We start from the raw sequence: 25,751 nt of genomic DNA on the forward strand, positions 1-25,751 counted from the left end.
CCGATGTTTGCCAAAAGCGTCATTGCTTTATATGAGCGCACCCATGCCAATGCAGATGAAGAAACAAAGCGGACTGGTTTGGGCAAGGTGGCCGGGATCGTCGGCCTGCTGTCTAACATTGTGTTGTTCGTGATTAAGCTGGCCACTGGCTTATTCTCTGGTTCCATCGCAATCATGGCGGATGCCTTCAATAACCTTTCCGACACGGCCGGCTCCATCGTCACGCTGGTTGGATTCAAAGTGGCCGGTAAACGGCCAGATCGCGGCCATCCGTTTGGTCATGAGCGATTTGAATATATTAGCGGCGTATTGGTTTCCATGTTGATGATCTTTGCAGGGCTTGATTTTGTCCAAAGCTCGATCGGCAAGATTCAGCATCCCACTGCGGACCGAATCACGTTTGTGGTACTGATTACGCTGCTGCTCTCCATTTTTATTAAATTATGGCAGAATCTCTTTTATCGCCAGATGGGGGATGAAATTTCCTCGGATACGTTAAAGGCGACCGCCATGGATAGTCAAACAGACGTGGTAGCCACCACGGCGGTATTGATTTCTGCTGTTCTATCTCAATTTGCCCACATTCAAATTGATGGCTGGATCGGTTTGTTTGTGGCGTTGTATTTGATTTACGAAGGTATTCAGAGTATTCGCGGGTCGGTCAATCAGTTGATTGGTATTCGGCCTTCAGACGCAGAGGTGCAAAAATACACCGATCAGCTGTCCAAATACGATGATATTCTCGGATTTCACGATTTGATGATCCATCATTATGGTCCGACTCAGATTTTTGCCACGGTGCATATTGAACTGGATAGCCGTTGGTCATTGGATCAGGCCCATGAAGAAATTGATAAGATTGAACGGGATTTCCAGAAGAAATTTAACGTGGAATTGGTGGGGCACATTGACCCGATCGATATTGATGATCGCTTAACCGCCGAGGTTTATGAGCGATTACAAACTATTATTCAGGAGATGGGCGGCGGCCTGCATACCCACGATTTTCATATTGAACCTGGCCCCCATCACACTCGGATTGTCCAATTCGATGTGGTGGTCCCGGACAATTATCCTGAGGATGATAAGACACTGAATTTACGGATACTAGCAGATTTGCGCCGGTATTATCCCAATGTAACCACTGAGATTGATTTTGACCACAACTACTTAGGTCACGACCACACTGTTTTATGACCGTATCGTCTGTACACATGTGCATATGAACATATTTGCACGCACCCCGGACAGGGGCTGCTTATACTGGGACATAAGCTAATCAAAAGAGCTTATGCCTTATTTGTTATTTAGGAGGAAATTTTTAATATGCGCAAATTATTTTGGCCAGTTCTTGTTTTACTTGCATCTGTCGGATTATTTTTGACGGGTTGCTCTAACAGCAATGCCAGTGCAGGCAATGACAAGATTTCATATGTCACCAGCACCGACTTTTATGCGGAACCTGCCGCAGCTGTTTTAGGTAGTCATGGTAAAGCCGAGCCGATTATTCATAGTACGAGTGTGAACCCCCATGATTTCCAACCGACGACAGCCGATGGCAAAACGGTCGCCGCGGCCAACGTCGTCTTGGTCAATGGTTTAGGTTACGATCATTGGTTGAATAAATTAGCCGCCAACAACAGCAAAGTAAAGCTGTTGACGGTGGCTAAGATCGTGGGTGCGAAAAATGGCGACAATGAGCATCTTTGGTATCGGCCAGAGACAATGGGCAAAGTGACTGATGCCTTGGTGGCCGAGTTCAGTAAGCTCCAGCCGAAGAATAAAAAAGATTTCGAGGCCAATGGCGCCAAGTACAAGAAGGAATTGGCCAAACTGACACCGCTGATCGATGAAAAGAAGACCACCAACAATGGCGAAGTTGCTGTGACTGAGCCAGTCTTTGGCAACATGCTGGATGCGCTGGGCTATAAAGTCATGGATGAAGCCTTCGCCAACGCCACAGAGAACGGCACGGATCCTTCTTCAGCGGTTTATACCAAAGTCGAGAAAGCAATTAAAGACAAGTCCATCAAGTTTTTCGTGGTTAATACCCAAACGACCAGCAAGGTGATTACGCAATTAACGACTCTGGCTGAAAAGTCTGGAGTTCCTGTGGTGCGGGTCACAGAAACAAAGCCCAAGGGGTTAAGCTACGTCGAATGGATGACCAAGGAACTCAATGAAATTCCGGCTTCGGCCAACAAGTAATCAGTGTTCTGAATCCTGGCGCGGCGGCGTCGGGATTTTTTTGACTTTGGCTTTTCGTAAATTACCGCTCATGCGCAGATAGGCAAAGAAGTGGAACAGAATGCCAAGGATTAGTAGCAGGGCGGACAAAGGAATAGAGAAAAAGGCTGCCACAATCGATGCGCCGTAAATAGCCACACTGCGCAATGGATCAAATTTGATGGTGGTATAAAAATCCGTGGTGACATGAGCGGCCTTCAAATCCATATGCCGATGCAGGTATAAGTACATGAAGAAGAACGTCATGGAAACAAACAACGCCACCAGGTCATATAGAATAAATGCGAGGCGCATGTCTGCGACATTACCGGTCGCCAGCGTATGAGCCACCAGGGACATCGGATAATCGATCAACGTGATGCTGAACAGGAGTAATAGGTTGAGAATGTTGACCCCGCGATCGATTTTTTTCAATGTGTTGAAGTAATCATGGTGAAAGAGCCACAGGGTGCCCACATAGAAGTAAGACACAATGTACGCAGCCATTGTGGGCCACTGTTTTAAGACAGCCGCAGCTAAGTGGCCGACTGTGTATTCCGGCACACTGAAGTTTAACACCAGAATGGTAATCAGGATGGCAAAAACGCCATCGCTAAACGCTTGAAATCGACTAATTGACAATGGACAATCCCCCCAAATCTCGGTACAGTTACAGTATATATCTGTTTCGGAATAATCAATGATAGGTGGTCCTACGTGCGATGCTGGCAATTTTCAATAGTCCCAATCTCCCCTATGTATTTGGCTACGGCGGGGTAAGTGTACTGATTTTGTTGGCGTTGTTTCTGTGGTGCTGGCTGGCAGAACCCCGCCGCCTTTTGAATGGTGTCATATTCAATATTTTCTTCGTTGTTTTTTGGGCGTGGTTGGGTATTACCATCATAGCGACTCAGAATAATCTGCTCATTATGATTACAGGCACCGCATTTGTGATTGTTGTCTTGATACTGGCACTGATTTGGGCATCTATGGCCATTTTGCTGCTGTGGAATGCGTGGATCGTATGGCGTCGGGAAAGTCACAGCTTGGCCAACATGCTCACGCTGTTTCTCGGGCTGGGATTATTACTCCTGACCATTTTGACGATTTTTGTAGATCGCCTGCCTCAACCGTTGCAAGTACTGGTCTTTACCGTGAACACCATCCTGAATTATGGCACTTTGATTCTTTTTAACTTCATTACGAGTCTGGTTCTTTACCAATTCTACCCAATTCGTTATCGCCAACAGTACATCATTGTCTTGGGCGCTGGACTGCTCCACGGCGATACAGTATCGCCTTTGCTCGCTGCGCGGATCGAACGGGGAATGAAGTTTTATCGCAAGCAAATTGCCAAGGGCCAACCTGCGCCCAAAATGATTTTTTCTGGGGGACAAGGGGCTGATGAAAAGCTTTCAGAGGCCAAAGCGATGCGCACATATGCCGTGCTTCATGGGATCCCGCTGGAAGACACGCTGCTAGAAGATATGTCGACCACCACCCAAGAAAACCTGCGCTTTAGTGACGCGTTAATTCAAAAACGCGAACTCACCAAACACTACCGGGCAATTTTCGTATCCAATAATTACCATATCTTCCGGGCAGGTCTTTTCGCCCGCAATGCAGGTCTCTCTGCTAACGGCAAGGGTGCGCATACCTCATTCTACTACCTCCCTAACGCTGTTCTCCGCGAATTTGTGGCCGTCACCCTCATGCACAAGAGGCGCCACATGATCGTCCTTGGGTTTATCTTGCTATTTGCAGCCGCGGCTCTGCTTGTTTCGTTCCATTAACGAATCACTAAAGATAGTTGACCGGAGACAACCCTTGTCCCGGTTTTTTTGTTGCTTTTGCATGCTCACGCAAACGGGCTCCACCAAGCAGGGGCCCCACTAAACGGGCGGAGGCCAGCAGAAGCTAGTTTCTCCGAAACGGGCAAAGCCGAGCAGAAGCTAGGGGATAAGGGCGGCAGGGCGTAAAACCTAAGTGCGCGCCCGCTGCAAACGGGCTCCGCGCCCCAGAAGCTAGGAGATAAGGGCCAGCAGGCAGAAAACCCGCACTTAGGTTTTTGCCTGCTGGCCCTTATCTCTACGCTTCTAATCGGGGCGCTCCGCCCTCTGTGACAGAATCGTTAGCGCACGCCATCTATTTCGTTGCTACACTAGAAAACGTCAAGCAACACAGGAAAATATATTCAATTCTGGAAAGTGGGAATCATAATTATGGCAAATGTCGTAACAGTGAACAAAGTCCGCAAAGTGTACGGGAAGGCCAATGAAAAACAAACAACGGCGCTCAAAGATGTCAGTTTCAACGTTCAAGCTGGAGAATTCATCGGCATCATGGGGGCGTCTGGATCGGGTAAATCAACTCTCTTAAACATATTATCTACCTTAGACAAGCCCACCGCTGGCGATGTCAAAATCAACAACCAAGATGTTACCGGCTTAAAAGGTAATAAACTTTCCGACTTCCGTTCCCGCGAAGTCGGCTTCATTTTCCAAGACTTCAATCTGTTAGAGAACCTTACGTCTCGGGAAAATATTGCGTTACCGTTATCCTTGCAAGGGGTCAGTGCAAAAAAGATCGCCCCGCAAGTCGAAAGCATCGCGGAGAAGTTATCGATCACTGAAATCTTGGATCAATATCCGACTGAGATCTCTGGCGGTCAAAAGCAGCGGGTTGCCGCGGCCCGGGCCTTGGTGACACAGCCGGCCATTCTATTTGCCGATGAACCCACTGGCGCCTTGGATTCACACAGCGCCCGCGAACTGCTGGATACCATGACGACTTTGAACAAGAACGATGGGGTCTCCATCCTGCTGGTCACCCATGATCCTTTCTCCGCCAGCTACTGTCAGCGGATTCTGTTCATCAAAGATGGGGTGATTGGCCAGGAATTGAAGCGCAAGGATCAGGATCGGACCACTTTTTATCACCAGATTCTGGACGAACTTGGGACATTTGAAGACTAGGAGGGAGAACATCAATGCTTTGGAAACTTGCCTTGGGCGGTATTAAAAGCCGACTCAAAGATTACATCGTTCTTTTCTCCGGTCTCACGATCTCCGCGGCTATTTTCTACATGTTCCAGTCGCTCGCCAGCAATCCAGAATTTTTGAAGGCCAATAGCACCCTGGGGATGATCGTGTTCATTTTCTATTTTGGCTCTGTACTGCTGGGAATCATCACCTTAGTGTATATTCTTTACGCCAACTCGTTTCTGCTCACGATGCGTCAGCGGACATACGCGATGTTTATGATGCTGGGGGCGAAATCCAGCAAAATTGCCCAGTTGATATTCATTGAAACCGTGGCAGTCGGAGTAATTTCGACAGTTGTCGGGAGTGCCGTCGGTGTTGGGTTAACCAGCATCATCAGTCAGGTACTGGTGAAGCAGATGGATATTGCCATTACCCACTTCTCACCCTGGAGCACCTCGGCTGCGCTGGTCACAGCGGTTTTCTTCCTGGTATTGTTTGCCTTTGCGGCCATCTACAATGCTGGCAAATTGGTAAAAACACCCGTGCTGAATTTGTTAAATCAAGCCAAAACACCGACACGGTTCAAACGCAATCCGGTGCTTTGGGGGATTGAAGTGGCCGGTGGACTGATCCTTTTGGCTGTGGGTTATTGGAGCATGGCTCAACTCAACACGCTGCAATTGTTTGGGTTAGGCATCGCTCTGGTGACCATTGTTTTAGGCTCATATTTCGTGTTTGATGCGTTCTTCTTAATGATTATTCAGTTGTTGCGGCGCAATGAGCGTTTCCGGACCAAGGAACTGCACAGCTTCACCTTGGGGCAGTTAAGCTTTCGAATTCGGGACTTCACCCGTTTGCTCTCCATGGTGTCGATCGTCTTTGCTCTGGCCTTGGGTGCAATTACCGTTGGGCTGGGTTTCCACGATACCATTCAGACCATGGCGGAACAGATCTCACCCTATGATTTGATGCTGCATGATCCCACAACAGCCAGCCAGAAGCAGGCCGACGCGCTGTCACCAATCAGTGTCAGTACATATCAGTACAAGGTCGCTGGCAAAAATGTGTATTTCCTAGCTTCTGACTTTAACCGTGCACCATTCAAAGAGAATCAGCCGCAACAACGCGCCGACGGTTCTTATGGGGTCAAGAAAGTGACTTACGGGGAAGCAGAGATGCTGAAAGACCCCACTGGCCACACGCAGACATTGGCCGATTTAGTAACACAAAAGGCACCATACCAAACAATCACCGTCGTGAACGCAGCTGATTATGCTAAAGTGAACGGCACTGTCCATTCGACTCAGTTGTATATCACCAAAGACTTCATGGCGATCAAGGATAAATTGAAACCATTAGTCGCTGCGGACCAAAAACAAGAGGGCAGCACCAACGCCAACATGTCGATGAATCAAAAGTATAGTGTTTACGCACTATACAATACGATGATGTCCGGTTTTGAATTCATGGGCTTGTTCTTGGGCATTGCTTTTCTGGCGATGCTGGCGTCCTGCTTGATGTTCAAGATCCTATCCGGCGCCGCCAGCGACGCGCTGCGTTACCAGATGCTCGAAAAAATCGGGACGCGCCGCAGTTTACTGAAGAAGTCCATTCGCCAAGAGATTGGCACATTGTTCGTCTTACCCGGTATCCTCGGTGTGATTCACGTTCTGTTCGGGTTGCAAATGTTCAAGGTCACTTCACTGTTGCCGCAGCCGTATCACAACATCTGGCTGCCATTCTTGATTTTCTTAGTGTTGTATGTGCTGTATTACTTCCTGACCGTCCAGCTGTATAGCGGTATTGTGCTCCACAGCGGGAAGTCAGAGGAGTTTCAACGGGGGGAGTAAAAATGTTAAAAAAAGTGGGTTTGGTATTACTGGGTATCTTCGCACTATTGGCCATCGGCGGCGGGTGGTGGTATCACCAGAACTACACAGGTGAAGATTACTACGTCAAGATCACCACCGGTGGCAAGCGGGTGATCGACAGCGACGCACCCAAGACATATCAAGTGTCTTATGATTACGATTTGCCCGCGGTGAATAGCGAAGGCAAGCAACGCGAGGTGACTTTCAATTCCAATCGGAGTACACCTTTAAAGCGCAATGCTTATCTCAAAGTGTCCTACAACCCGACGCGCGATGTCATTTTGAGTTGGGAACAAGTCCAACCAAAAGAGATCCCCGCCAAGGCAGCCGCTAAATTGCCTTAACGAAACGATCAACAAAAACAGCGGTCAACCCAGAATTCTGGGTTGACCGCTGTTTTTGTCATGACGACTTACTGCAGATTCTTGGTGAAGAAGTCCAATGTATTATTCAACACATCCGCTTGATAGGCTTTGCCGTGTCGACTACCTGGAATAAATTGAGCAATAGAGGCAATTCCCGCGGCACTCAATTCTGCCTGCATTTTTTGCACACCGCTAATGGGTACCAGTTCATTCAATGAATTCGCAAAGTAAATCGGACCTGAATGGCGGCTCACCCGTTGAATCGGATCGGCCTCTTTCAGTTGATCCATGTTACCGTCCACGTAGTTCAGCACGAACCACTTGTAAAAAGCATCATGGGCACCGTCCTGATCGATCTGGGCACTGGCCAGTTTGGTGGCGTCTTGCTTGGTGTCCGGTTCAGCGACCACGTCGGGGTGCTTGCTGACCCAATCATACAAATCAAAGATGCCGGACCAGGATACTGCCGGGATGCCAAACTTCAAGGCCAATTCCACGGATAAATTACCGCCTGCACTGGCCCCGACCGCTGCAATTTTACTATGATCGAAAGGATACGCACTATTCTTCAGCCAGGTGAACACAGACTCGATGTCGTCCCGGGACGCCGGGAAGAGATCCTTGGGGGCCAACCGGTAATTGGGTACAATCGTGAAATAGCCCTTGGCGGCCAGAATTTCGGCCAAGTCGTTTTCCTTAGACTTATCCCCGCGGAACCAACCACCGCCATGGATAATAATGATTGCGGGTGACTTCTCAGTGACTGCTTCACTGGTATAAATATCGGTGGGTTGTTGATGGACCGTATCATAAATCACGTCTTTTGTTACTTGCACATCAGTCATAAAATCCCATCTCCTCTTTTACATTGCGCGGTTATTATACGTCCCTTTTGCTGAAAGTGCGTCAAATATGCTTACGCCAGGGCATTGTGGCATAATAGCGAGTGACGTTATGATTTTGGGGGAATGACAGATGGGACTTCGTAGCATTCGGTATACAGGACAAGCGCTGCGGGAATTTTTCCGGCATTGGGGCAGTTATTTTATTTTAAGCTTTGTGGTGGGCGAGGCCATTAGTCTGATCATCGTCCCCGTACTGCACAATGTGACCCAAGCACTCTTGGGGGCCAGCGGTATTCCATATGTGTCATACAATAATTTGGGCCAAATTATCACGCAGCATACCTGGGGCGCAGTGGCTTTGCTGCTGTTATTCTTTTTGCTGCTGTTATTGGTCTATGCCCAGTTTGCGATGATTTTGATTGGGGTTGAAAACGTAGTCCAACAACGCCAGCAAAACTTACGGGCAGTCTTCGGCGAGGCTTTGCGGGATTTGCGCCGCATTCGGCCGACCACCGTCCTTTTCTTCGTTTTCTACTTTATCCTGGTGATTCCTTTTGCGGGTGGCATTATCAATTCCCCCTTGTTGAACAAGGTACGCATTCCGCAATTTATTTTAGATTTTCTGAACGAGAATGCGTTATATGGTTTCTTAATTGGGATGTTTTACTTAGCCATGCTGTATGTGGGCATTCGCTTGATTCGGGTCTTGCCGTACATGATTCTTGATGATCAAAGTGCTGGCGAAGCAATGCATAATAGTTGGCAAGAAACAAGGAAACACTTCTGGTTCTACTTCTGGCGGATCACTTGGCTCACAGCGGTAGTCACGGTCGTACAAACTTTGTGGACAGAAGGACTTATTCTTCTCCAATCCTATTTGGATAATTCCCAGCCCACCTTCGCCTATGTGGGTTCAATTGCGACGATGGCCACTTTGCAAGTGAGCGGGTTATTTATCACTGCACTGGCGACCACGCTCTATTATCTGTTGTTGGTGTCACCAGATACCGTTATTAAGGCCGCGCCGGCACCGATCAGTGTCAAAGAACGTAAGAAACGCAAGCGGTGGCCACGGGTCGTGGCCGCTTTGGTCATTATCTTCGCTGCCGGCATCTACCTGGTATACAACGCCGTTTACATGGCCGGTGGTTTTGACTACTCACCCATCACGATTTCTCACCGGGGCGTCGATGATCACAACGGCGTGCAAAACACGATTCCTGCCCTGCAGACTACGGCAAAAGAGAAACCGGATTATGTTGAGATGGATATCCACGAAACCAAAGATGGTCAGTGGGTCGTGATGCACGACGAAAACTACGACGCATTGACCGGTGTGAATAAGACACCCCGTCAGTTAACATTAGCCCAAGCGACGAAATTAACGGCGAAAGAAAATGACCACGCCGCCCCAGTCGCCAGTTTTGATGACTATTTAGCCGCTGCTGAAAAGCTGCATCAGAAGTTACTCGTAGAAGTGAAGACCACGCCCCACGATTCACCGAACGCAGTGAATGATTTTATCAAACAGTACGGCAACCGCTTGATCAAGGATCATAACCGCGTTCATTCTTTAGATTACCGGGTCATTGCGGCCATTAAAGCGCAAAAACCCAAACTATATGCCAGCTTCATTCTTCCTTACGATCTGGTGTTTCCTGAGACCAAAGCCGACGCTTACACGATGGAGTACACTACTCTAGGCGCGGACTTTGTCGATCAAGCCCAAGATCAGGGGAAAGAAGTCTGGGCATGGACCGTGGATAATCCCGATACAATGGAAGAAATGATCTTCATCGGCGCCGACGGCATCATCACGGATAATCTGCATGATTTACAGGATACGATCAAAAGCCAAGAAGACCATCCCAGCTACGCCGCCCGGTTGCGGGTATACGGCAACCAGTTCAATTGGGACAGCCTAAACGGCACTGAAAATTAGAAAAGGACAAACACAAATAGGGATTGGAACAGTGTCTGACCCTGACGCAACCAGTGCCAATGCGGAGCAATCGGAGGGAAAATGGGGCTCAGCTGTGGAAACCGCAATAAACTTGCCCCGGTCCTGGGCAAGTTTATATGCGGTTAGGCGACTTTGAGACCGCGTTCCTCAGCGGGCTCAAAGCGCCGTCACAGCGTTCCAGCCCCATTTTCCCGGAGATTGCGCAGCTTTGGCACGGCGGTCAGAGACGACGTTTTGTTCCAATCCCTATTTGTGTGCAAAAAATACTAACGCCTATTTAGAGCGGGTCAATGCTTTATCACCAATGTCTTGGCGGATGGCCAGAGGTCCCTGGACTTGGGCCATGGCCGCATAGGCATCGGCTTGTGCACTCGGAAGATCGGCACCGCTGCCGATGACGGTGAAGATTCGGCCGCCGTGGGAGTATAGCCGATCGTCCTGTTCGCTCACCCCAGCCGGGAGCCAGCGCTCAATAGGCCAATTGCTGGGTAACTCCGCCAGCGGCAAGGGATTCATCGCGCCGCCCGGATATTCCGGATGCGCGGCGACGATGCCGACATACGTCCGGCCGTTCAGCTGCAGAGGTGTTGGGCGATCGGCCAACAAGTCGACCAGCAGTTGATAAAAGTCATTTTGAATCTGCGGCAGCAAGACCTGGGTTTCGGGATCGCCAAAGCGGAGGTTATATTCTAGAATTTTCGGTCCATCTGCCGTAAACATCAGCCCCATATAGAGGACGCCGCAACCGGCCAAGCCATCATTGTTCATGCCCGCGATGGTTTGTACGAGCAAGTGGCGGGCGGCCTCTTTTTGGTCCGCTGAGAATTGCGGCGCAGGGGCAATGGCGCCCATGCCGCCGGTGTTGGGACCTGCGCCGTGATCGAAGCGGCGTTTGTGGTCCTGGGCCAAGGGTAACGCAACATAGGTCCCGTGATGATACAGGGCGAGCAGTGACGCTTCTTCACCGACCAAGTATTCCTCCACCACAACTGTGGCACCAGCATCTCGCGCATACAACGCAGCCACTGCTGCTTCAGCATCCGCGTTCGTCATGGCGACGATGACGCCTTTCCCAGCGGCCAGACCATTGGCCTTAAAGACGAGCGGGATGCCCCATTCTTGGAGGACAGCTTGGCCAGCGGCTAAAGAATGAATAGTTTGGCTTTTTGCAGTGGGAAGACCATGGCGGTGCATGAAGTCTTTCGCAAAGGCCTTGCTGGCTTCTAACTGGGCGGCGGCTTGGGTCGGGCCAAACACCGGTTGACCGGCCGCTTCAAACGCATCCACGATGCCCGCGGCCAGTGGCACTTCCGGACCGATGAACGTCAAAGCGACTGTGTGGGCCTGAGCAAAGGTAATTAACCCGGCAAAGTCATCCAGTTTGATGGCGACCGGCTGCAAACCCAATTTGGGCATGCCGGCGTTGCCGGGGGCGACATATACAGTATCCACTTGCGCCGATTGTAAAAACTTTAAACCCAAGGCACTTTCCCGGCCGCCGTTACCCACAATTAAGATTTTCGTCATGACGATTCCTGCTCCTTATTAGTGACGGAAGTGGCGGACGCCGGTGGTGACCATGGCAATGCCGTATTCATTGGCTTTGGCCACGGAATCTTTGTCGCGGATACTGCCGCCGGGTTGAATGATGGCGCGAATACCGTGCTTGGCAGCGTAATCGACGCAGTCTTCCATCGGGAAGAATGCGTCGGAAGCCAAAACGGCACCGGCAAACTGTTCATTTTGCTGAGCTTCTTCCAAGGCGATGACGACAGAGCCGATCCGGTTCATTTGACCCGCGCCAATGCCCAATGTCTGGCCTTTTTTAGCCACCACGATGGCGTTGCTCTTGACATGTTTCACCACGCTTTGGGCAAACAATAAATCTGCGATTTGTGCGTCTGTCGGTGTAGTTTCGGTGACGACAGTCAGATCATCAGCGTCTTCTAGCCGGTTGTCGCTTTCTTGGACCAACAAACCACCGGTGACGGATACTGTTTCGTAACGGGGTGTCGCCGTATGCTCTGGCAAATTGATCGTGAGTACCCGGACATTCTTTTTCTTTTCCAGAATCCGCAATGCGTCATCGTCATACGCTGGGGCCATAATAATTTCCAAGAACAGCTTGTGCATCTTCTCGGCGGTGGCTGCATCCACTGGGCGATTGAGGGCAATGATACCGCCAAAGATGGACATGGAATCCGCGGCATAGGCTCGGTCCCACGCCTCTTCAATGGTGGTGCCTTGGCCAATGCCGCAAGGATTCATGTGCTTCACGGCGACCACCGTGGGTTCGTCTGGATATTCAGCGAGCATGCGTAATGCCGCATCCGCATCCTTGATGTTGTTATAGGACAGTTCCTTACCGTGCAATTGGCGGGCATTGACCAAGGAATCTGCGGGGGCATCCGGGGCAGCATAGAAGGCGGCTTTTTGATGGCTGTTTTCGCCGTACCGCAGGCTTTGCTTCTTCGTATAAGTGGTCGTGAATTGTTCAGGGAAAGGATCAGCTGTTAAATAGTGGGCAATTTGAGCATCGTAGGCGGTGGTGGTGCGAAATACTTTAGCTGCGAGTGCCCGCCGATAATCGGTATCGTCTTCGGCTAAGGCCGTTAATACGGTGTCATAATCGGCCGGATCCACCACGGCCCAGACGCTGTCACTATTCTTGGCGGCTGCCCGTAGTGCGGTGGGACCGCCGATATCGATTTGTTCGATGGCTTCCGCCCGCGTAACATTGGGCTTCTTAATTGTGTCTGCGAAGGGATATAAATTGATGCACACCAGGTCGATGGGGGCGAGATGGTGATGGGCTAAAGCTTGCATATGGCTGGGCAAATCCCGGCGGGCTAAAATCCCGGCGTGCACGGCCGGATGCAGGGTCTTGACCCGGCCATCCAGCATTTCTGGGAAACCGGTCACATCACTGACCTCCGTGCTGGGCACACCGGCGGCGGTCAAAGCTTGGCGCGTGCCGCCAGTGGTGATCAACATGAAGCCCTGGTCAATTAATCCTTGAGCAAATTCCACTAATCCTGATTTATCCGATACGCTTAACAATGCACGACGCAATTTAAATCGCTCCTTCTTCGATGAGGCGTTCAATAGTGGCAGGTAAGAGTTGGTGTTCGGTCCGGTGAATCGCGGTTTCTAGCACGGGTAAAGTCATTCCCGGCAGAATTCGGACTGGTTCTTGGGCAATGATTTCACCGGTATCAATGCCAGCGTCCACGTAATGGACGGTGACCCCAGTCACCTTCACCCCGTAGACATAGGCATCAGCAATACCGGTGCGACCGGGGAAAGCGGGCAGTAGGGCCGGGTGCAAATTGATGATTTTGTGGGGAAAGGCGGTCAATAAAGTGGGACCGATGATCCGCATGAAGCCAGCGAGAACGATCAGGTCCACCGGGGGTAAAGCGGCGAGAATGTTTTCCTCCGCGGCTTTTTTGCTGCCGCATTGGCGATAACCCACCACATGGGTGGTAATGTGCCGCGCGGCGGCTTTGGCCAGCACAGGGGCACCTGGTTGATCACAAATCAGGCGCACAATTTCCACTTGACGCGTTGGATCGGCAAAGTAATCGGCTAGCGCCGCAAAGTTGGTGCCATTGCCGGAAGCAAAAACGGCGATTTGTTTCACTACAACGGCCCCCATTCCAATGCGTCGTTCCGTCGGGGAAGAACTTGGCCGATGGTGATGACCTCTGGGCAGACCGCTTGAATCGCGGTGACTTGGTCGGCCGCCGCCGCGAGTACCATGCCGATACCTAAATTGAAGGTCTGGCGCATGGCAGCGAGGGAAATGTCACCGGTTTGCTGCAGTCGAGTGAAGATAGTTGGCCAGGTCCAGCGATCGGGATCGATCCGCGCGGCTAAATCTGTCGGCAGCATCCGCGGGACATTTTCGACCAGGCCGCCGCCGGTGATGTGGGCCAAACCATGGAGCAGTTGCTGGTCCAAAAGTGGCCGGACGACGGATTCATAGATCCGGGTCGGGATAAGCAGTGCGGGATCTGTAATGGGCAGGACTTGGCGCACCAAGGAGTAGCCGTTGCTGTGCAACCCGCTGCTGGGCAGTCCCAAGAGGACATCACCGGACTGGATGTGCTGCGGCAATTGGGCTGCCGCCGCCACTTGGCCGACGCCGAAACCGGCCAGGTCAAAGTGGTTGGCCGGATAAATCCCCGGCATTTCTGCAGTTTCCCCACCAATCAAAGCCAGGTGGGCTTGGCGGCAGCCGGCCACGATCCCTTTCAAAATATCAGTGGCTTCCGTCGGCCGCAGGGTGTCCACGGCCAGATAGTCTAGGAAAAACAATGGCTGGGCACCGGTGGTGAGCAAGTCGTTGGCAATCATGGCGACCAAATCAATGCCGATGGTGTCTAATTTTTGCTGGGCCAAGGCCACGAGCAACTTCGTCCCCACGCCATCAGTGGCACTGACTAGTAATTGAGCTGGGTCTTTGGGCCAGGCATATGCTGCCGCAAAGCTGCCCACGCCGGTACGCACGTGTTCGTCATAGGTGCTGGCAGCCAAGGGGGCGAGGGCACGGACAGTTTCTTCTCCTGCCACGATGTCGACGCCTGCTTGACGATAATCGATACTCATGCCGAAACCTCCGATACATTCATCGTTAACTGAGCAAGTTCCTTATGCAGTGTCGCCGCGTAATCATATAACGGCGTGGGATAATCTCCAGTAAAATAGGCGGTACACAAGCCGTGGTGGGGAGCGCTGGGATCTAGGTCAATGCTTTCTTCCAGGGCTTGGGTGGATAAGAAGCCCAGCGAATCCACCCCGAGCATTGCCCGCATTTCGGCCACGCTATGATTGGCAGCCATCAGTTCATGGGTGGACTGGATATCAATCCCGTAGAAACAAGGGAACCGCAACGGCGGCGAAGCAATCCGCAAATGCACCGCTTTGGCACCGGCTGCCCGCAACAGCTTCACCAGTTGCATGGAAGTGGTGCCCCGGACAATGGAGTCATCAATCAAGGCGATGGACTTTCCTTCGACAACGGCCCGGACAGCGCTCAGCTTGCGCTTCACGGCTAACTCCCGCAGTGCTTGGGTCGGTTGGATGAAGGTGCGCGCCACATATTGGCTTTTGACCAAGCCGAGATCATAGGGAATTCCGCTTTCCCGGGCATATCCCATGGCGGCAGACAGGGATGAATTCGGCACCCCCACGACGATATCGGCATCGGCGGGTTGCTCCTGGGCTAATCGGCGGCCCATGGCGACCCGAGCTTGGTGCACGTTAACGCCATGAATCTGCGAATCGGGCCGGGCAAAATAGATAAATTCCATGGCACAGACACTCAACTGGGTATGGGTGGTGTATTGCTCCGTATGAACGCCGGCAGCGGTAACGCTGACCAGTTCACCGGGTTCGATGTCTCGGACAAATTTGGCGCCTACCGCATCCAGGGCGGCGGTCTCACTGCAAATCACCACGCCACCGTCAGGCAGTCTACCGAGGACCAGTGGGCGGAAACCATTGGGATCCACAGCCGCATATAGGCCGGTTTCTGTGAGTAAGAGAAAGGCAAAGCCGCCATGGACTTGGTTCAATGCCTCTTTGAGTTGGCCGATGAAACCGGGTTGAGGCGAGCGGCGCAGCAAATGCATGAGCACTTCGGTATCACTGGTGGTATGGAAAATGGCGCCGGTGTCTTCTAATTGTCGGCGCAAAGTCAAAGCATTGGTTAAATTGCCATTGTGGGCCAGCGCCATTGCTTCGGTACTGAAGCGAAAAAGCAGCGGTTGAATGTTTTCCAATAACCGGCCACCAGCCGTGGCGTAGCGGACATGGCCTAGAGCCGCATTCCCGGCAATCTCGGCCAAATCGGCGGGCTTGGCAAATACTTCGCTGAGCAGGCCTAGGCCATAGTGGCGCCGTAATCCGGTTCGCGTTAGACCGACAATACCGGCGCCTTCTTGTCCCCGATGCTGGAGGGTATGCAGACCGAGATGGGTAATGGGGACGGCGTTGGGGTCGCCCCATACACCGAACAAACCGCATTCTTCATTGAGTTCCTTTATTTCATGCGGCATGGAATTCCGTCCTCCCAACTTTTTTCTAATGCGGCGATGGTCGTGGTGAAGGTCCGATTCGGGGCCTGAATCGTAAATTGTGGCGCCGCCACGGTGCGGCCGAGCAGTCGAGCGGAATCACCCATGATGTCGTCAAAAGCGGCTTGATGCTCCGGCCGCACGGTGATTAAGAAACGGCCCGGAGTTTCGGCAAACAGCCAACTAGTGGGAATATCCACCTGTAATTCGGCGCCAATGTACTTTGGCAGACCCATTTCTGCAAGCGCGGCCAAGAGCCCACCTTCGCTCAGATCGTGGGCGGCGGTGACCAAATGGGTTCGAATGGCGGCTAAAACTAAATCGTGATGAGCTTTTTCCACATGTAAATCAATCGGGGCTAATCGACCACCGATCGATCCCGTAATCATTTTTTGAATTTCTGAACCATTGAAATCGGGGCGGGTTTGGCCCACCACGTACACCAAATCATCCGCTTGTTTGAATTCTTGGGTGGTAATCGTACTGCAGTCCTCGATCAGTCCGACCATCCCCACCATCGGAGTGGGATAAATGGGGGTCCCGTTGGTTTCGTTGTAGAGGGAGACATTGCCTGAAATGACAGGGGTATTGAATACTTTAGTCGCCGCTGTCATTCCTTTAGCAGACTCTTCTAGTTCGAAGAAGACTTCCGGTTTGGTGGAATCGCCGTAATTGAGACAGTCGGTGATGCCCAGTGGGGTGGCGCCGCTGGCCACTAAGTTCCGAGCGGCTTCGGCGACAGTCATCGCTCCGCCTTGGTAAGGATCCAAGTAAATGTAGCGGCCATTGCTGTCCGTGGTCAAGGCCAAGGCCCGCTTGGTCCCCTTGATCCGCAGGACTGCGGCATCGCTGCCGGGTAAGACCACTGTATTGGTTTGCACCTGGGCGTCATAACGCTGATAAAGGCTGGCTTTACTCGCCATGGTCGGTTGGTTCATGAGTTCAATCCAGGCGGCATTCATATCGGTGATGACCGGTTGGAAATCATCCGCCGGGGCAATTAGGCGCACCGGCATGGTGGATTGCTGGTGATACACGGGCGCGTCGGTGGTTAAAGCAGACACCGGGATATCGCAGACCGTGGCTCCGTGATGGGTCAACTGGTAGGCGTGGCCGGGAGTGACCCGGCCAATCACGACAGCGTCCAATCCGTAGCCGGCAAAAATATCGATGATTTCCTGTTCGTGTCCTTCGGCAATACACAACAGCATCCGTTCCTGGGATTCCGAGAGCATAATCTCAAACGGCGTCATGTCCGGTTCCCGCTGCGGGACCAAATCCAAGTTTAAGGCCATGCCGCTGTCTGCTTTAGCGGCCATTTCGGCGCTGGAAGATACCAGCCCGGCAGCGCCCATGTCCTGCATCCCGACCAGCGCGTCTTGATGTTCATTCGTGACTTTCAGACAAGCATCGGTCAACAGTTTTTCCATGAAGGGATCACCGACCTGGACTGCCGCTCGATCGGCATCTTCTGTATCTGAGAAAGTTCCAGAGGCAAAAGAAGCCCCATTGATTCCGTCGCGCCCCGTCTTGGCGCCCACATAGAGAATGGCATTACCGATTCCGGCCGCGCGGCCTTTTTGCAGCTGGTCCTCCCGCATGATCCCGACGCACATGGCGTTGACCAGGGGATTGCGGGCATAAGCATTATCGAAGGCTGTTTCGCCGCCCACTGTGGGAATACCGATGGCGTTGCCGTAACCGGCGATCCCGGCGACAATTTGATCCAGTAATTGGCGCGTGCGCGGGTCGGTTAATTCGCCGAAGCGCAGCGAATCGAGGATCGCAATAGGCTTAGCGCCGATGGAAAAGATATCCCGAATGATACCCCCAACGCCAGTGGCGGCCCCTTCATAGGGCTCCACGGCAGAGGGGTGGTTGTGGCTTTCCGCCTTAAACACGACGGCCAGGCCATCACCGATGCGGATCACGCCAGCGCCTTCGCCAGGACCCATCAAGACATTTTCGTTCTTGGTCCAAAACTGCCGCAGAACCGGTTTACTGTATTTATAGGCACAGTGCTCGCTCCACATGCCACTGGCTAATCCGACCTCGGTAAAAGTCGGCAGATGACCGATGAGGGCAGTGAAACGATCGTATTCGGCGTCGCTCATATCCCATTGGCGGTAAGGCTTAGTGGTTTGAATTTGTTCCGGGCTCAACTCAGTTTGCAACATTGCTGCCGGCTCCTTCCATGGTGTGAATTAAGGATTGAAAAACACCGCGACCGTCGGTACTGCCCAGTAACGTCTCCATCGCCCGTTCCGGGTGGGGCATCATACCCAGCACATTACCGGCCGCGTTTGTGATACCGGCGATATCGTGGACACTGCCATTGGGATTATCCGTGTACCGGAAGATGATTTGGTGATTGGTTTCCAATGCCACCAGTGTGGCCGGGTCGGCATAATAGTTGCCTTGACCATGGGCAATCGGCAGGGTGATGGTGGTGCCAGCCGGGTAAGCGTTGGTAAAAGGGGTGTCAGAATTGACGATCTCTAACGGTGCAGGGGCACAGATGAAATGCAGAGACGTGTTCCACTGTAAGGTTCCCGGCAGTAAACCAGCTTCCGTCAAGATCTGAAAGCCATTACAGATGCCAACGACGAACCCGCCCGCGGCGGCGAACTTTTTGACGGCGGTCATGATCGGTGAAAAGCGGGCAATGGCCCCACTGCGTAAGTAATCTCCATAGGAGAACCCGCCAGGCAGGAAGACGGCGTCGTATCCGGTTAATGTGGTGGCGGTGGCCGCCACAAGATCTGCTGGAATACCGCTAATCTCAGTCAATGCCCATTGCAAATCTTCGTCGCAATTGGAACCGGGGAAGGTAATCACCGCTGCCCGCATTAGTCCACCTCCACTGGTACAGGAACGAGGGTGAAGCGGTACGTTTCCATGTTCACATTGGCCAGCAACCGATCACAGATTGTTTCCACTTCTGCTTGGGCGCTGGCTTTGTCGGTGCTGGTGAGCGTGAGTTCAAAATATTTGCCATAGAGTACATGGGTCACATTGTCGTGGCCCATGCGCGAGAGGGCAGTTTTCACAGCCTCCGCTTGAGGGTCCAGCACGGACGGCTTGTAGTTCACGTAAATTTTAGCTTTAAACATGGTTACGCCTCACTCTCTTGTAATCGTCGCAGCACTTCTTCATACACCGGTACCAATGGGCCTTCGTCTTTGCGAAAAATATCCTTGTCGAGGGATTCTTTGGTCTGGATATCTACCAGGCGGAAGTTGTCCGGAGATAATTCATCCGCCAGAACCAATTCACCACTGGGCAACCGGCCAAACTCAAATTTGCCATCCACTAATTGAATGTCAGCAGCCGCAAACCGGGCGGTTAAAATGACGTTTAATTGATCCGTATAAGTCTGTAATTCGTTCAACGTGCCGGCGTCGGCGATATCCAGTGCTTGAATTTGGTCGTTGTTGATGAAGGGATCATTCAGTGTGTCCGACTTGAAATAGTATTCGTGTACGGCGGGAGTCAATGGCCGCAGATGGTCGATTTGAAATTTACTTTCAAAATGACCGGAAGCAAAGTTGCGGAAAACCACTTCCAACGGGATCATCGTGCATTTTTTGACTAACATGGTGTGGTCGTTGGGCGTGGCTACATAATGGGTGGGGATCCCCGCTGCGGCGACCGTTTTGAACAACAAGGTGGAGATTTCACAGTTAACTGGGCCTTTACCGCGGATGGCGACCTTCTTCTTGCCGTTCAGGGCGGTGGCTTGATCGAGATAAACAACCTTTAAAACAGCGGGATCGTCAGTGGTCAATAGTTGTTTTGCTTTGCCGGTATAAATGAGAGTGGCTTCAGTCATGATGAACTTCCTTCCAAGTAATCAATTGTTGCAGTGTCGATAAGGATTGCCGTTCTTCCGCGACGACGGTGATATGGCCCATCTTGCGGCCAGGTCGAATTTCAGCTTTGCCATAATCGTGGAAATGCCATTCGGGATGGCTGGGCCAAAGGTGTTTCGCAGTGGTCAAGTCGGCCCCCAGCAAATTGCGCATCACCGCGTTACGGCGTTGGTGAATCGGCGGAATGGGCAACCCGCAGATACTGCGAATATGGGCTTCAAACTGGGAAATGTTGCAAGCTTCAATGGAGTAATGACCAGAATTGTGGGGACGGGGTGCCAGTTCGTTGATTAAAATTCCGGCGGGAGTATCAAATAATTCGATCCCCAACACACCGGCCAAAGACAATTCGTTGGCAATCTTCGCAGCCATTCCTTCAATCGCCCGAACCTTACCGTCATTAAGCCGTGGCGCCGGCGCCAGCGTGGTGTGCAAAATATGGGCGGCGTGGTGGTTTTCCACTACTGGGAAGCAACGGACCGTCCCTGCGCCATCCCGGGTGACCATAATCGATAGCTCCCGAGTAAAATGCTGCCGCTTTTCTAGAATGCAAGGCGTTTGGTCGACTAATGCCAAGGCGGCGGGGATGTCTGCCGGGGAGTTGAGGTCTTGCTGCCCATGACCGTCGTAACCGCCGGTGGTGGTCTTCAAAATGGCCGGATAGCCAATTTTGCCGAGGGCATCATGCAGCGCGGCGGCCGTGGGCACGGAGGCAAAAGGGGTCACCGGTAAGCTGTTGTCTTCCAGAAAAGTTTTCTCTCGAATTCGGTCCCGGGAAATGGCTAAGAGTTGGGTGCCTTGGGGCAATGCGGCGAACTGTCGGGCTTGTTGCAGAGTGTTGAGATCAACATTCTCAAACTCGTAGGTCAGCACGTCACTGGCTTTGGCCAACTGTAACAGGGCCTCTGTATCATCATAGGCAGCAACAATCTGCTCGTCTGCGACTTGACCCGCGGGTGCATGGGGCGTCGGATCCAAGACGATGAGTCGATAACCCATGGCCTTAGCCGCTAGTGCCATCATTTGGCCCAGCTGGCCGCCACCAACGATTCCGATTGTGGCTGGCGGTAACAATAACTTACTCAACGAGTTGTACCCCACTTTCTACAGCTGCGTCGTGCTGCTTTTTTCGATAAGCGGCTAAGTTTTGCGCGATGGCTGGTGTTTGAATTCCCAGCATCTCAGCGGCCAGCAGCGCGGCGTTGGCCGCCCCAGCATGACCGATAGCTACTGTCGCAACAGGCACGCCCGTGGGCATTTGGACGATGGATAATAAAGAATCCATCCCGTTCAATGCATGCGTCTGGACAGGAATACCGATCACCGGCAGCGTCGTGTTGGCCGCCAACATTCCCGGCAAATGCGCCGCGCCGCCCGCTCCTGCAATGATCACGGAATAACCCGCCGCCCGCACACCCTGGGCAAATTTCTGCATCTCTGTTGGCATCCGATGCGCTGAAATCACCTGTGTGGTGTAGGGTATTTCCAGCTGCCGGAGCACTGCACATGTTTCTTTTAACGTGGGCCAGTCGGAGACTGAACCCATGACGACTGCAACTTTTACCATGTGGACCTCCCTATCAGAAGAATTGGATTCAGTCTAGCATGACGCCCGGGGGAGCACAACTAAATTCTTAACTATAAATAGATAAAATTATAGAACGTACGTGTTTTTTGGTGTTAATCTTCTTCTCACAAACGCCTGCAGATATTCCCGAACGATAACACCGAACTATATTCGAACCTGTTGATAATTAGTGCGAGAGGAAATTAAATTCTTGATATCAATTGTTTTCAATGAAACTGAGCGGATGGACAAAATCCGAACAAGAACAGGGTGTCGGTGGCAGACTACTCATTTGTTGCCATAAAAAAATTCCGAACAATGGGTATTGTTCGGAATTAGCGGGTGAATATTGGCGAATAAAAATATTTTTGACGTGGATCAAATTGTGGGTGGTGAGGTTGCCTAGAAGTAAGAAGTGGAGAAAATCTAGTGCTAATGCGGAGCAATTGCACGGGTGGGGTGGACGTCTTTACTATAGCCTCCGTAAACGGGCTCCGCGCCCCAGGCCCCTCGCGCTAAGCCCGTCCTGGTCAAAATCCCCAAGACCGGGGGATTTATGCCCAGGCCGTTCTTAGCGGTCGGGGCCTACCCGGGGCGCTGCGCCCTCTACAAAAAAATACCACAGCGAGGGGAGGTCGCTGTGGTACGATTTTTCCGCCGCTGCCTGGGGAGAGGACAGTATGTATGGCGGAAAATGGAAAGAAGAAAAATCATGAAAAGAAAGAATGTTTGGGGGAAAGGTATTACCTTTCGACAATTTTATATTACTCAGAAAGTGTGAAGACTTTGTGACGATAAAACAGTAAAAATTTGAAGGAATCAATCTGTGATTAACCTCACGACTGACGGGCATCTGCCCACTTCTGGCGGCCCCGCGCTGCAGCCCCGACCATACCCGCCTGATCGCCCAATTCAGCTTGGACAATTTGCACGGCCTGGCGTGGTTGGTCTAGTGCATGTGCAGTAATATATTTTTGCGCAGGCACTAAAATTCTGTCGCCAGCGGCAGACATCCCGCCGCCGATGATAATTTTTTCTGGATTAAATACGTTGATGATCGACACTAAACCAGCACCCAGCCATTCACCGGTTTGCGCCATAACGGCGTGGGCGACAGCATCGCCCTGGTCGTAAGCATCGGAGACCATTTTACCGGTCAATGGCTCGCCTGCTTTTTGCCATCGGCCCATCAAACTATCCGGTGCATCCACCAGCGCTTCCTGGGCTGTTTGAATTAATCCCGTTGCTGAGACGTAACGTTCCCAGCAGCCAATGTTGCCGCAATTACAGGGGCGGCCATGGTCATCAATCGTCATATGGCCTAGTTCGCCAGCACTATCGGTGGTGCCGTAAAGCATGTGGCCTTCTAGGATAATGCCAGCGCCTACGCCGGTCCCCAGCGTGAGTAAAATGGCGTTTTGGACACCTTTAGCCGCACCCTTAGCCCATTCGCCATAGGTATTCATCCGCACATCATTATCCAATACCACGGGAATACTCAGTTGATTTTCAAACCAGCGCACCACGGGTACGTCTCGCCATTGGGGGAAGTTTGCTAAATAATGGGAAACCCCTGCACGCACATTCATTAACCCGGGTACCCCAATTCCTAAAGCGGTCAAGTTTTTCCGAGTCAGATTCTTTTCCGTCAACAGATCGTCCAAAATGGTCAGTAAATTGTTCAAAATGACATCAGCCGTTTCGGTCGCCTGGCTGGGTGCTCGTTTTTCGCCAATCTCGACCATATTGTCGTCAAACAATGCCACCTTAGCGTTGGTTCCACCTAAATCAATCCCCACAAATACATTTTGAGCCATGAATGAATCCTTCTTTCAGTCAATATCGTGAACGCTTACACTAATCAAGATACCATCCTCGGCACGGAAATGCGAGTATGTACGTTATACTATTGGCGGAGGTGGCGCAGAGTGAAATTAGCAGTAAATGGCATCCCGTCTTCTGCCCAAACCGCAGTGGATTTATTGGCCGCGGAGTGGGATTTAACGGTTACTTCGACGGCAGCGGTGCAATTGACCGTGGCGCAGGGCAATGACGGACTACGAATTTCCCGGGCGGCGGACACGGGCACAATTCAGTATTCTTCGGCGGCCACACTTTTGCGGGGACTGACTGAATGGCTTGCCCACGCGCAAAACGAATTACATTTTGATTATCAGGAAAAGGCCCCGGCGGCGAAACTGGGATTGTTCCTGGATCAGCATGGGGCGGCCCGCTTAAACGACGCGGCGCTGCGGCAATTATTGCGGCGGGCAGCAATGCTCGGATATGACCAGATGCTGGTGGCCACGATGCCGGGGACGGACTATGCGACAGCAGAGCACTATGCCCATTTGTTAGGGTTACAGTTCACCGTGACCGCATGGAAGCGGGAAGACGCGACTTCACCACTGATCGGTGCGGTGGTGCCGCTTTATACAAATCGCGGTTTGGCGCCTAACCAAGGCCGATTGCACTTGACCGCGACGACGCCAGCAGGGGACCAAGACATGTGGGCGGCAGCGTTGTTTTCGGAAGGTGCAGAAACCCCGGCGGTAACATTAGCATGGGGCCTGCAGATGGTGGCAGAGTACCACTATCAAACTGTGGTGGCCCCACAATGGGTGGCCGCCCAGTTTTGGTTGATGCAGCATGAGGATGCCGATGGTTTCTTGGCGCTGGATCAATTTGACAACTTCAAGCGGCGGGGTAAAGCCAATCGAGAGGGCAGCAATCCCAGCAAGATTTTATTTTACATGGATTGGCTCTATCCCCGATTCTGGCACCAATTTGGCGGTGTCGATGCCGAAAAACATTATCGTGTATTAGCGGATAAGCTCGCTAGCGCCGTCACGACTCAGCAAACCCGGCCAATGTACACTTATTACCATCAGCTGGCTCTCTATTTAAGTCGCAAAGCCCACGTGCTGCAGGCACTCACTGATGCATACCGCAATGACGATCATGATGAAATGACCGGGGTCATCAGTGAGCTGACGGTATTGGCCGACCAGCTGGATGAATTGCACGATGCATACTGGCAAATGTGGCGGCAGGAACGGACAACATTCGGCTGGCACACGATGGACAGCCGGTTTGGCGGCTTAAAACAACGATTAGCCACCACGATTGACTGGTTAAATGATTGGCAGACAGGCCAGGCGGCGCCACTAGTCTCCGTCCCGGACCAACCGGGCAAATTAGGCTTTGCGACATATGGTGAAATCGTCGCACCATAGATATGAGCGTTATGCCACCATTTTTAGTCACTCCCGGATATAATGCAGGCAGAAAAAGCTTTGTCAATTTTGAAAAGGAGTGACCAATTCATGGATCGATTTGATTATCGCGAGGTTGAACAAACAGAGTACAACTTGGGGGATACACCATCGCTCGTCATTTTAACAACACGCAACTATCTCGTGTTTAACGGTGCTGGACCGGCGACATTAACCAACCCGGAATTCAAGGATGCTGCGATAGCAATGTATCGGTATGCGGAAGACATTCATCAACTCGCCGCGCACAGTCAGGCTCTTTCGTGGTATCGGGATTATGTGCCGTATCCATTGAGTGTCTACATTGCACCCAATGGTCAGTACACATTACTGATTAAGCAGCCGAATTTTACTGAGCCAGAATTACTCACCCAAGCGCAACAGGCCGATCATGACGCCACCGGGGCGGCGAAGCAAGTCGCCTATCGCCGGTTGGCAGAAGGCACTGAAGTCCAATTACTCACGCAAGGACCTGTCACGGCGGACAACCCAGTATGGGATACGCTGGCCACATTCATGGCCGCCCATGACATGAAGCGCACCGTTGAAGGTCATCGAGAAGTCTATTTAGACAACATCCTGACCACGTCAGCAGAGCAAGTGCGGACTTTGGTCCGGATTCCTGTCAATGCCACTGACCAGGGGGATACGGATTATCCAATTGCTCGAAATTAATCGGCACATATTGTCGTGGTAACCGTTT

At 51.8% G+C, this 25,751-nt stretch carries 23 protein-coding genes and 1 pseudogene; 10 read left to right on the forward strand and 14 right to left on the reverse strand.

All coding sequences use genetic code 11. The annotated features are described in order from the left end of the window. Window positions 1–3: 3 nt before the first annotated feature. Together FD09_RS04650 and FD09_RS04655 are read left to right on the forward strand one after the other, a co-directional pair. Window positions 4–1,197 (forward strand): cation diffusion facilitator family transporter, encoded by a 1,194-nt coding sequence (locus FD09_RS04650; RefSeq protein ID WP_057818822.1) that lies wholly within the window; start codon window positions 4–6, stop codon window positions 1,195–1,197. A 129-nt stretch (window positions 1,198–1,326) separates the two neighbouring features. Beyond that, window positions 1,327–2,208 carry a metal ABC transporter solute-binding protein, Zn/Mn family gene (locus FD09_RS04655; protein ID WP_057818824.1) on the forward strand — a complete coding sequence of 294 codons (882 nt, stop codon included), beginning with the start codon at window positions 1,327–1,329 and terminating at the stop codon, window positions 2,206–2,208. On the opposite strand, the gene FD09_RS04660 is transcribed toward FD09_RS04655, so the two are convergent. Beyond that, window positions 2,209–2,868: a TMEM175 family protein gene (locus FD09_RS04660; protein ID WP_057818826.1), complete on the reverse strand. Its 660-nt coding sequence runs from the start codon at window positions 2,866–2,868 to the stop codon at window positions 2,209–2,211. Between the two features lie 80 nt (window positions 2,869–2,948). On the opposite strand from FD09_RS04660, the gene FD09_RS04665 reads away from it, so the two are divergent. The 4 genes from FD09_RS04665 to FD09_RS04680 all read left to right on the forward strand — a co-directional run bounded on the left by FD09_RS04665 (window position 2,949) and on the right by FD09_RS04680 (window position 7,425). After that, window positions 2,949–4,019: a YdcF family protein gene (locus tag FD09_RS04665; RefSeq protein WP_083487536.1), complete on the forward strand. Its 1,071-nt coding sequence runs from the start codon at window positions 2,949–2,951 to the stop codon at window positions 4,017–4,019. Between the two features lie 429 nt (window positions 4,020–4,448). Further along, entirely contained in the window at window positions 4,449–5,201 is a 753-nt protein-coding gene (locus tag FD09_RS04670) for an ABC transporter ATP-binding protein (protein WP_057818828.1), read from the forward strand. A 14-nt stretch (window positions 5,202–5,215) separates the two neighbouring features. Beyond that, complete coding sequence (locus tag FD09_RS04675) at window positions 5,216–7,060, forward strand: FtsX-like permease family protein (protein ID WP_057818830.1); 1,845 nt, start codon at window positions 5,216–5,218, stop codon at window positions 7,058–7,060. A gap of 2 nt (window positions 7,061–7,062) precedes the next feature. Next, entirely contained in the window at window positions 7,063–7,425 is a 363-nt protein-coding gene (locus FD09_RS04680; RefSeq protein ID WP_057818832.1) for a YxeA family protein, read from the forward strand. Window positions 7,426–7,493: 68 nt separating this feature from the next. Here FD09_RS04680 and FD09_RS04685 read toward each other — a convergent pair whose 3' ends face one another. Beyond that, entirely contained in the window at window positions 7,494–8,291 is a 798-nt protein-coding gene (locus FD09_RS04685; protein ID WP_057818834.1) for an alpha/beta hydrolase fold domain-containing protein, read from the reverse strand. 130 nt (window positions 8,292–8,421) lie between these two features. Between FD09_RS04685 and FD09_RS04690 the strand changes: the two genes are divergently transcribed. Both FD09_RS04690 and FD09_RS17005 read left to right on the forward strand, forming a co-directional pair. Beyond that, window positions 8,422–10,233: a glycerophosphoryl diester phosphodiesterase membrane domain-containing protein gene (locus FD09_RS04690; protein WP_057818836.1), complete on the forward strand. Its 1,812-nt coding sequence runs from the start codon at window positions 8,422–8,424 to the stop codon at window positions 10,231–10,233. Window positions 10,234–10,292: 59 nt separating this feature from the next. Further along, window positions 10,293–10,524: pseudogene (locus FD09_RS17005) on the forward strand (hypothetical protein). A gap of 3 nt (window positions 10,525–10,527) precedes the next feature. Here the strand turns inward: FD09_RS17005 and purD are convergent. The 12 genes from purD to FD09_RS04750 form a co-directional block, all read right to left on the reverse strand. Then, window positions 10,528–11,781, reverse strand: a complete 1,254-nt coding sequence (purD, locus tag FD09_RS04695) for a phosphoribosylamine--glycine ligase (RefSeq protein WP_057818838.1) — start codon at window positions 11,779–11,781, stop codon at window positions 10,528–10,530. 18 nt (window positions 11,782–11,799) lie between these two features. Continuing rightward, window positions 11,800–13,326 carry a bifunctional phosphoribosylaminoimidazolecarboxamide formyltransferase/IMP cyclohydrolase gene (gene purH, locus FD09_RS04700; protein ID WP_057818840.1) on the reverse strand — a complete coding sequence of 509 codons (1,527 nt, stop codon included), beginning with the start codon at window positions 13,324–13,326 and terminating at the stop codon, window positions 11,800–11,802. Window position 13,327: 1 nt separating this feature from the next. Further along, window positions 13,328–13,897: a phosphoribosylglycinamide formyltransferase gene (gene purN, locus FD09_RS04705; RefSeq protein ID WP_057818842.1), complete on the reverse strand. Its 570-nt coding sequence runs from the start codon at window positions 13,895–13,897 to the stop codon at window positions 13,328–13,330. Beyond that, the gene (gene purM, locus FD09_RS04710) at window positions 13,897–14,865 is read right to left on the reverse strand and encodes a phosphoribosylformylglycinamidine cyclo-ligase (RefSeq protein WP_057818844.1); all 969 of its coding nucleotides are present in this window, start codon (window positions 14,863–14,865) and stop codon (window positions 13,897–13,899) included. The genes purN and purM overlap by 1 nt, the downstream gene beginning before the upstream one ends. Continuing rightward, window positions 14,862–16,316 (reverse strand): amidophosphoribosyltransferase, encoded by a 1,455-nt coding sequence (gene purF / locus FD09_RS04715; RefSeq protein ID WP_057818846.1) that lies wholly within the window; start codon window positions 16,314–16,316, stop codon window positions 14,862–14,864. The genes purM and purF overlap by 4 nt, the downstream gene beginning before the upstream one ends. Then, window positions 16,301–18,511 carry a phosphoribosylformylglycinamidine synthase subunit PurL gene (gene purL, locus FD09_RS04720; protein ID WP_057818848.1) on the reverse strand — a complete coding sequence of 737 codons (2,211 nt, stop codon included), beginning with the start codon at window positions 18,509–18,511 and terminating at the stop codon, window positions 16,301–16,303. Before purL ends, purF begins: the two co-directional genes overlap by 16 nt. After that, complete coding sequence (gene purQ, locus FD09_RS04725; protein WP_057818850.1) at window positions 18,498–19,184, reverse strand: phosphoribosylformylglycinamidine synthase subunit PurQ; 687 nt, start codon at window positions 19,182–19,184, stop codon at window positions 18,498–18,500. The genes purL and purQ overlap by 14 nt, the downstream gene beginning before the upstream one ends. Then, window positions 19,184–19,447, reverse strand: a complete 264-nt coding sequence (purS, locus tag FD09_RS04730) for a phosphoribosylformylglycinamidine synthase subunit PurS (protein WP_057818852.1) — start codon at window positions 19,445–19,447, stop codon at window positions 19,184–19,186. The genes purQ and purS overlap by 1 nt, the downstream gene beginning before the upstream one ends. A gap of 2 nt (window positions 19,448–19,449) precedes the next feature. Continuing rightward, a complete protein-coding gene (locus tag FD09_RS04735) occupies window positions 19,450–20,166 on the reverse strand; it encodes a phosphoribosylaminoimidazolesuccinocarboxamide synthase (RefSeq protein ID WP_057818854.1) in 717 nt (238 codons plus the stop codon). Continuing rightward, window positions 20,159–21,292 carry a 5-(carboxyamino)imidazole ribonucleotide synthase gene (gene purK, locus FD09_RS04740; protein WP_083487538.1) on the reverse strand — a complete coding sequence of 378 codons (1,134 nt, stop codon included), beginning with the start codon at window positions 21,290–21,292 and terminating at the stop codon, window positions 20,159–20,161. The genes FD09_RS04735 and purK overlap by 8 nt, the downstream gene beginning before the upstream one ends. Further along, window positions 21,285–21,773 (reverse strand): 5-(carboxyamino)imidazole ribonucleotide mutase, encoded by a 489-nt coding sequence (purE, locus tag FD09_RS04745; protein WP_057818858.1) that lies wholly within the window; start codon window positions 21,771–21,773, stop codon window positions 21,285–21,287. Before purE ends, purK begins: the two co-directional genes overlap by 8 nt. Before the next feature lie 836 nt (window positions 21,774–22,609). Further along, window positions 22,610–23,590 carry an ROK family protein gene (locus FD09_RS04750; protein WP_057818860.1) on the reverse strand — a complete coding sequence of 327 codons (981 nt, stop codon included), beginning with the start codon at window positions 23,588–23,590 and terminating at the stop codon, window positions 22,610–22,612. Between the two features lie 111 nt (window positions 23,591–23,701). Between FD09_RS04750 and FD09_RS04755 the strand changes: the two genes are divergently transcribed. Beyond that, complete coding sequence (locus FD09_RS04755; RefSeq protein ID WP_057818861.1) at window positions 23,702–25,009, forward strand: hypothetical protein; 1,308 nt, start codon at window positions 23,702–23,704, stop codon at window positions 25,007–25,009. 90 nt (window positions 25,010–25,099) lie between these two features. Further along, on the forward strand, window positions 25,100–25,723 hold the full coding sequence (locus FD09_RS04760) for a hypothetical protein (protein ID WP_057818864.1): 624 nt from the start codon (window positions 25,100–25,102) through the stop codon (window positions 25,721–25,723). The last annotated feature ends 28 nt before the right edge of the window (window positions 25,724–25,751 follow it).

This window comes from Schleiferilactobacillus perolens DSM 12744 (genome assembly GCF_001435585.1).
In the GTDB taxonomy this organism is placed as follows: Bacteria; Bacillota; Bacilli; order Lactobacillales; family Lactobacillaceae; genus Schleiferilactobacillus; species Schleiferilactobacillus perolens.

What these genes read in the sequence shown, in the direction of transcription:
- FD09_RS04655 (WP_057818824.1), top strand. Translation starts at nt 1,327, where the DNA reads ATGCGCAAATTATTTTGGCCAGTTCTTGTTTTACTTGCATCTGTCGGA.
- FD09_RS04665 (WP_083487536.1), top strand. Translation starts at nt 2,949, where the DNA reads ATGCTGGCAATTTTCAATAGTCCCAATCTCCCCTATGTATTTGGCTAC.
- purF (WP_057818846.1), bottom strand. Translation starts at nt 16,316, where the DNA reads ATGCCGCATGAAATAAAGGAACTCAATGAAGAATGCGGTTTGTTCGGT.
- FD09_RS04650 (WP_057818822.1), top strand. Translation starts at nt 4, where the DNA reads ATGTTTGCCAAAAGCGTCATTGCTTTATATGAGCGCACCCATGCCAAT.
- purQ (WP_057818850.1), bottom strand. Translation starts at nt 19,184, where the DNA reads ATGCGGGCAGCGGTGATTACCTTCCCCGGTTCCAATTGCGACGAAGAT.
- purE (WP_057818858.1), bottom strand. Translation starts at nt 21,773, where the DNA reads ATGGTAAAAGTTGCAGTCGTCATGGGTTCAGTCTCCGACTGGCCCACG.
- purL (WP_057818848.1), bottom strand. Translation starts at nt 18,511, where the DNA reads ATGTTGCAAACTGAGTTGAGCCCGGAACAAATTCAAACCACTAAGCCT.
- FD09_RS04685 (WP_057818834.1), bottom strand. Translation starts at nt 8,291, where the DNA reads ATGACTGATGTGCAAGTAACAAAAGACGTGATTTATGATACGGTCCAT.
- FD09_RS04690 (WP_057818836.1), top strand. Translation starts at nt 8,422, where the DNA reads ATGGGACTTCGTAGCATTCGGTATACAGGACAAGCGCTGCGGGAATTT.
- FD09_RS04760 (WP_057818864.1), top strand. Translation starts at nt 25,100, where the DNA reads ATGGATCGATTTGATTATCGCGAGGTTGAACAAACAGAGTACAACTTG.
- purD (WP_057818838.1), bottom strand. Translation starts at nt 11,781, where the DNA reads ATGACGAAAATCTTAATTGTGGGTAACGGCGGCCGGGAAAGTGCCTTG.
- FD09_RS04670 (WP_057818828.1), top strand. Translation starts at nt 4,449, where the DNA reads ATGGCAAATGTCGTAACAGTGAACAAAGTCCGCAAAGTGTACGGGAAG.
- FD09_RS04680 (WP_057818832.1), top strand. Translation starts at nt 7,063, where the DNA reads ATGTTAAAAAAAGTGGGTTTGGTATTACTGGGTATCTTCGCACTATTG.
- purM (WP_057818844.1), bottom strand. Translation starts at nt 14,865, where the DNA reads ATGAGTATCGATTATCGTCAAGCAGGCGTCGACATCGTGGCAGGAGAA.
- purS (WP_057818852.1), bottom strand. Translation starts at nt 19,447, where the DNA reads ATGTTTAAAGCTAAAATTTACGTGAACTACAAGCCGTCCGTGCTGGAC.
- FD09_RS04675 (WP_057818830.1), top strand. Translation starts at nt 5,216, where the DNA reads ATGCTTTGGAAACTTGCCTTGGGCGGTATTAAAAGCCGACTCAAAGAT.
- FD09_RS04750 (WP_057818860.1), bottom strand. Translation starts at nt 23,590, where the DNA reads ATGGCTCAAAATGTATTTGTGGGGATTGATTTAGGTGGAACCAACGCT.
- FD09_RS04735 (WP_057818854.1), bottom strand. Translation starts at nt 20,166, where the DNA reads ATGACTGAAGCCACTCTCATTTATACCGGCAAAGCAAAACAACTATTG.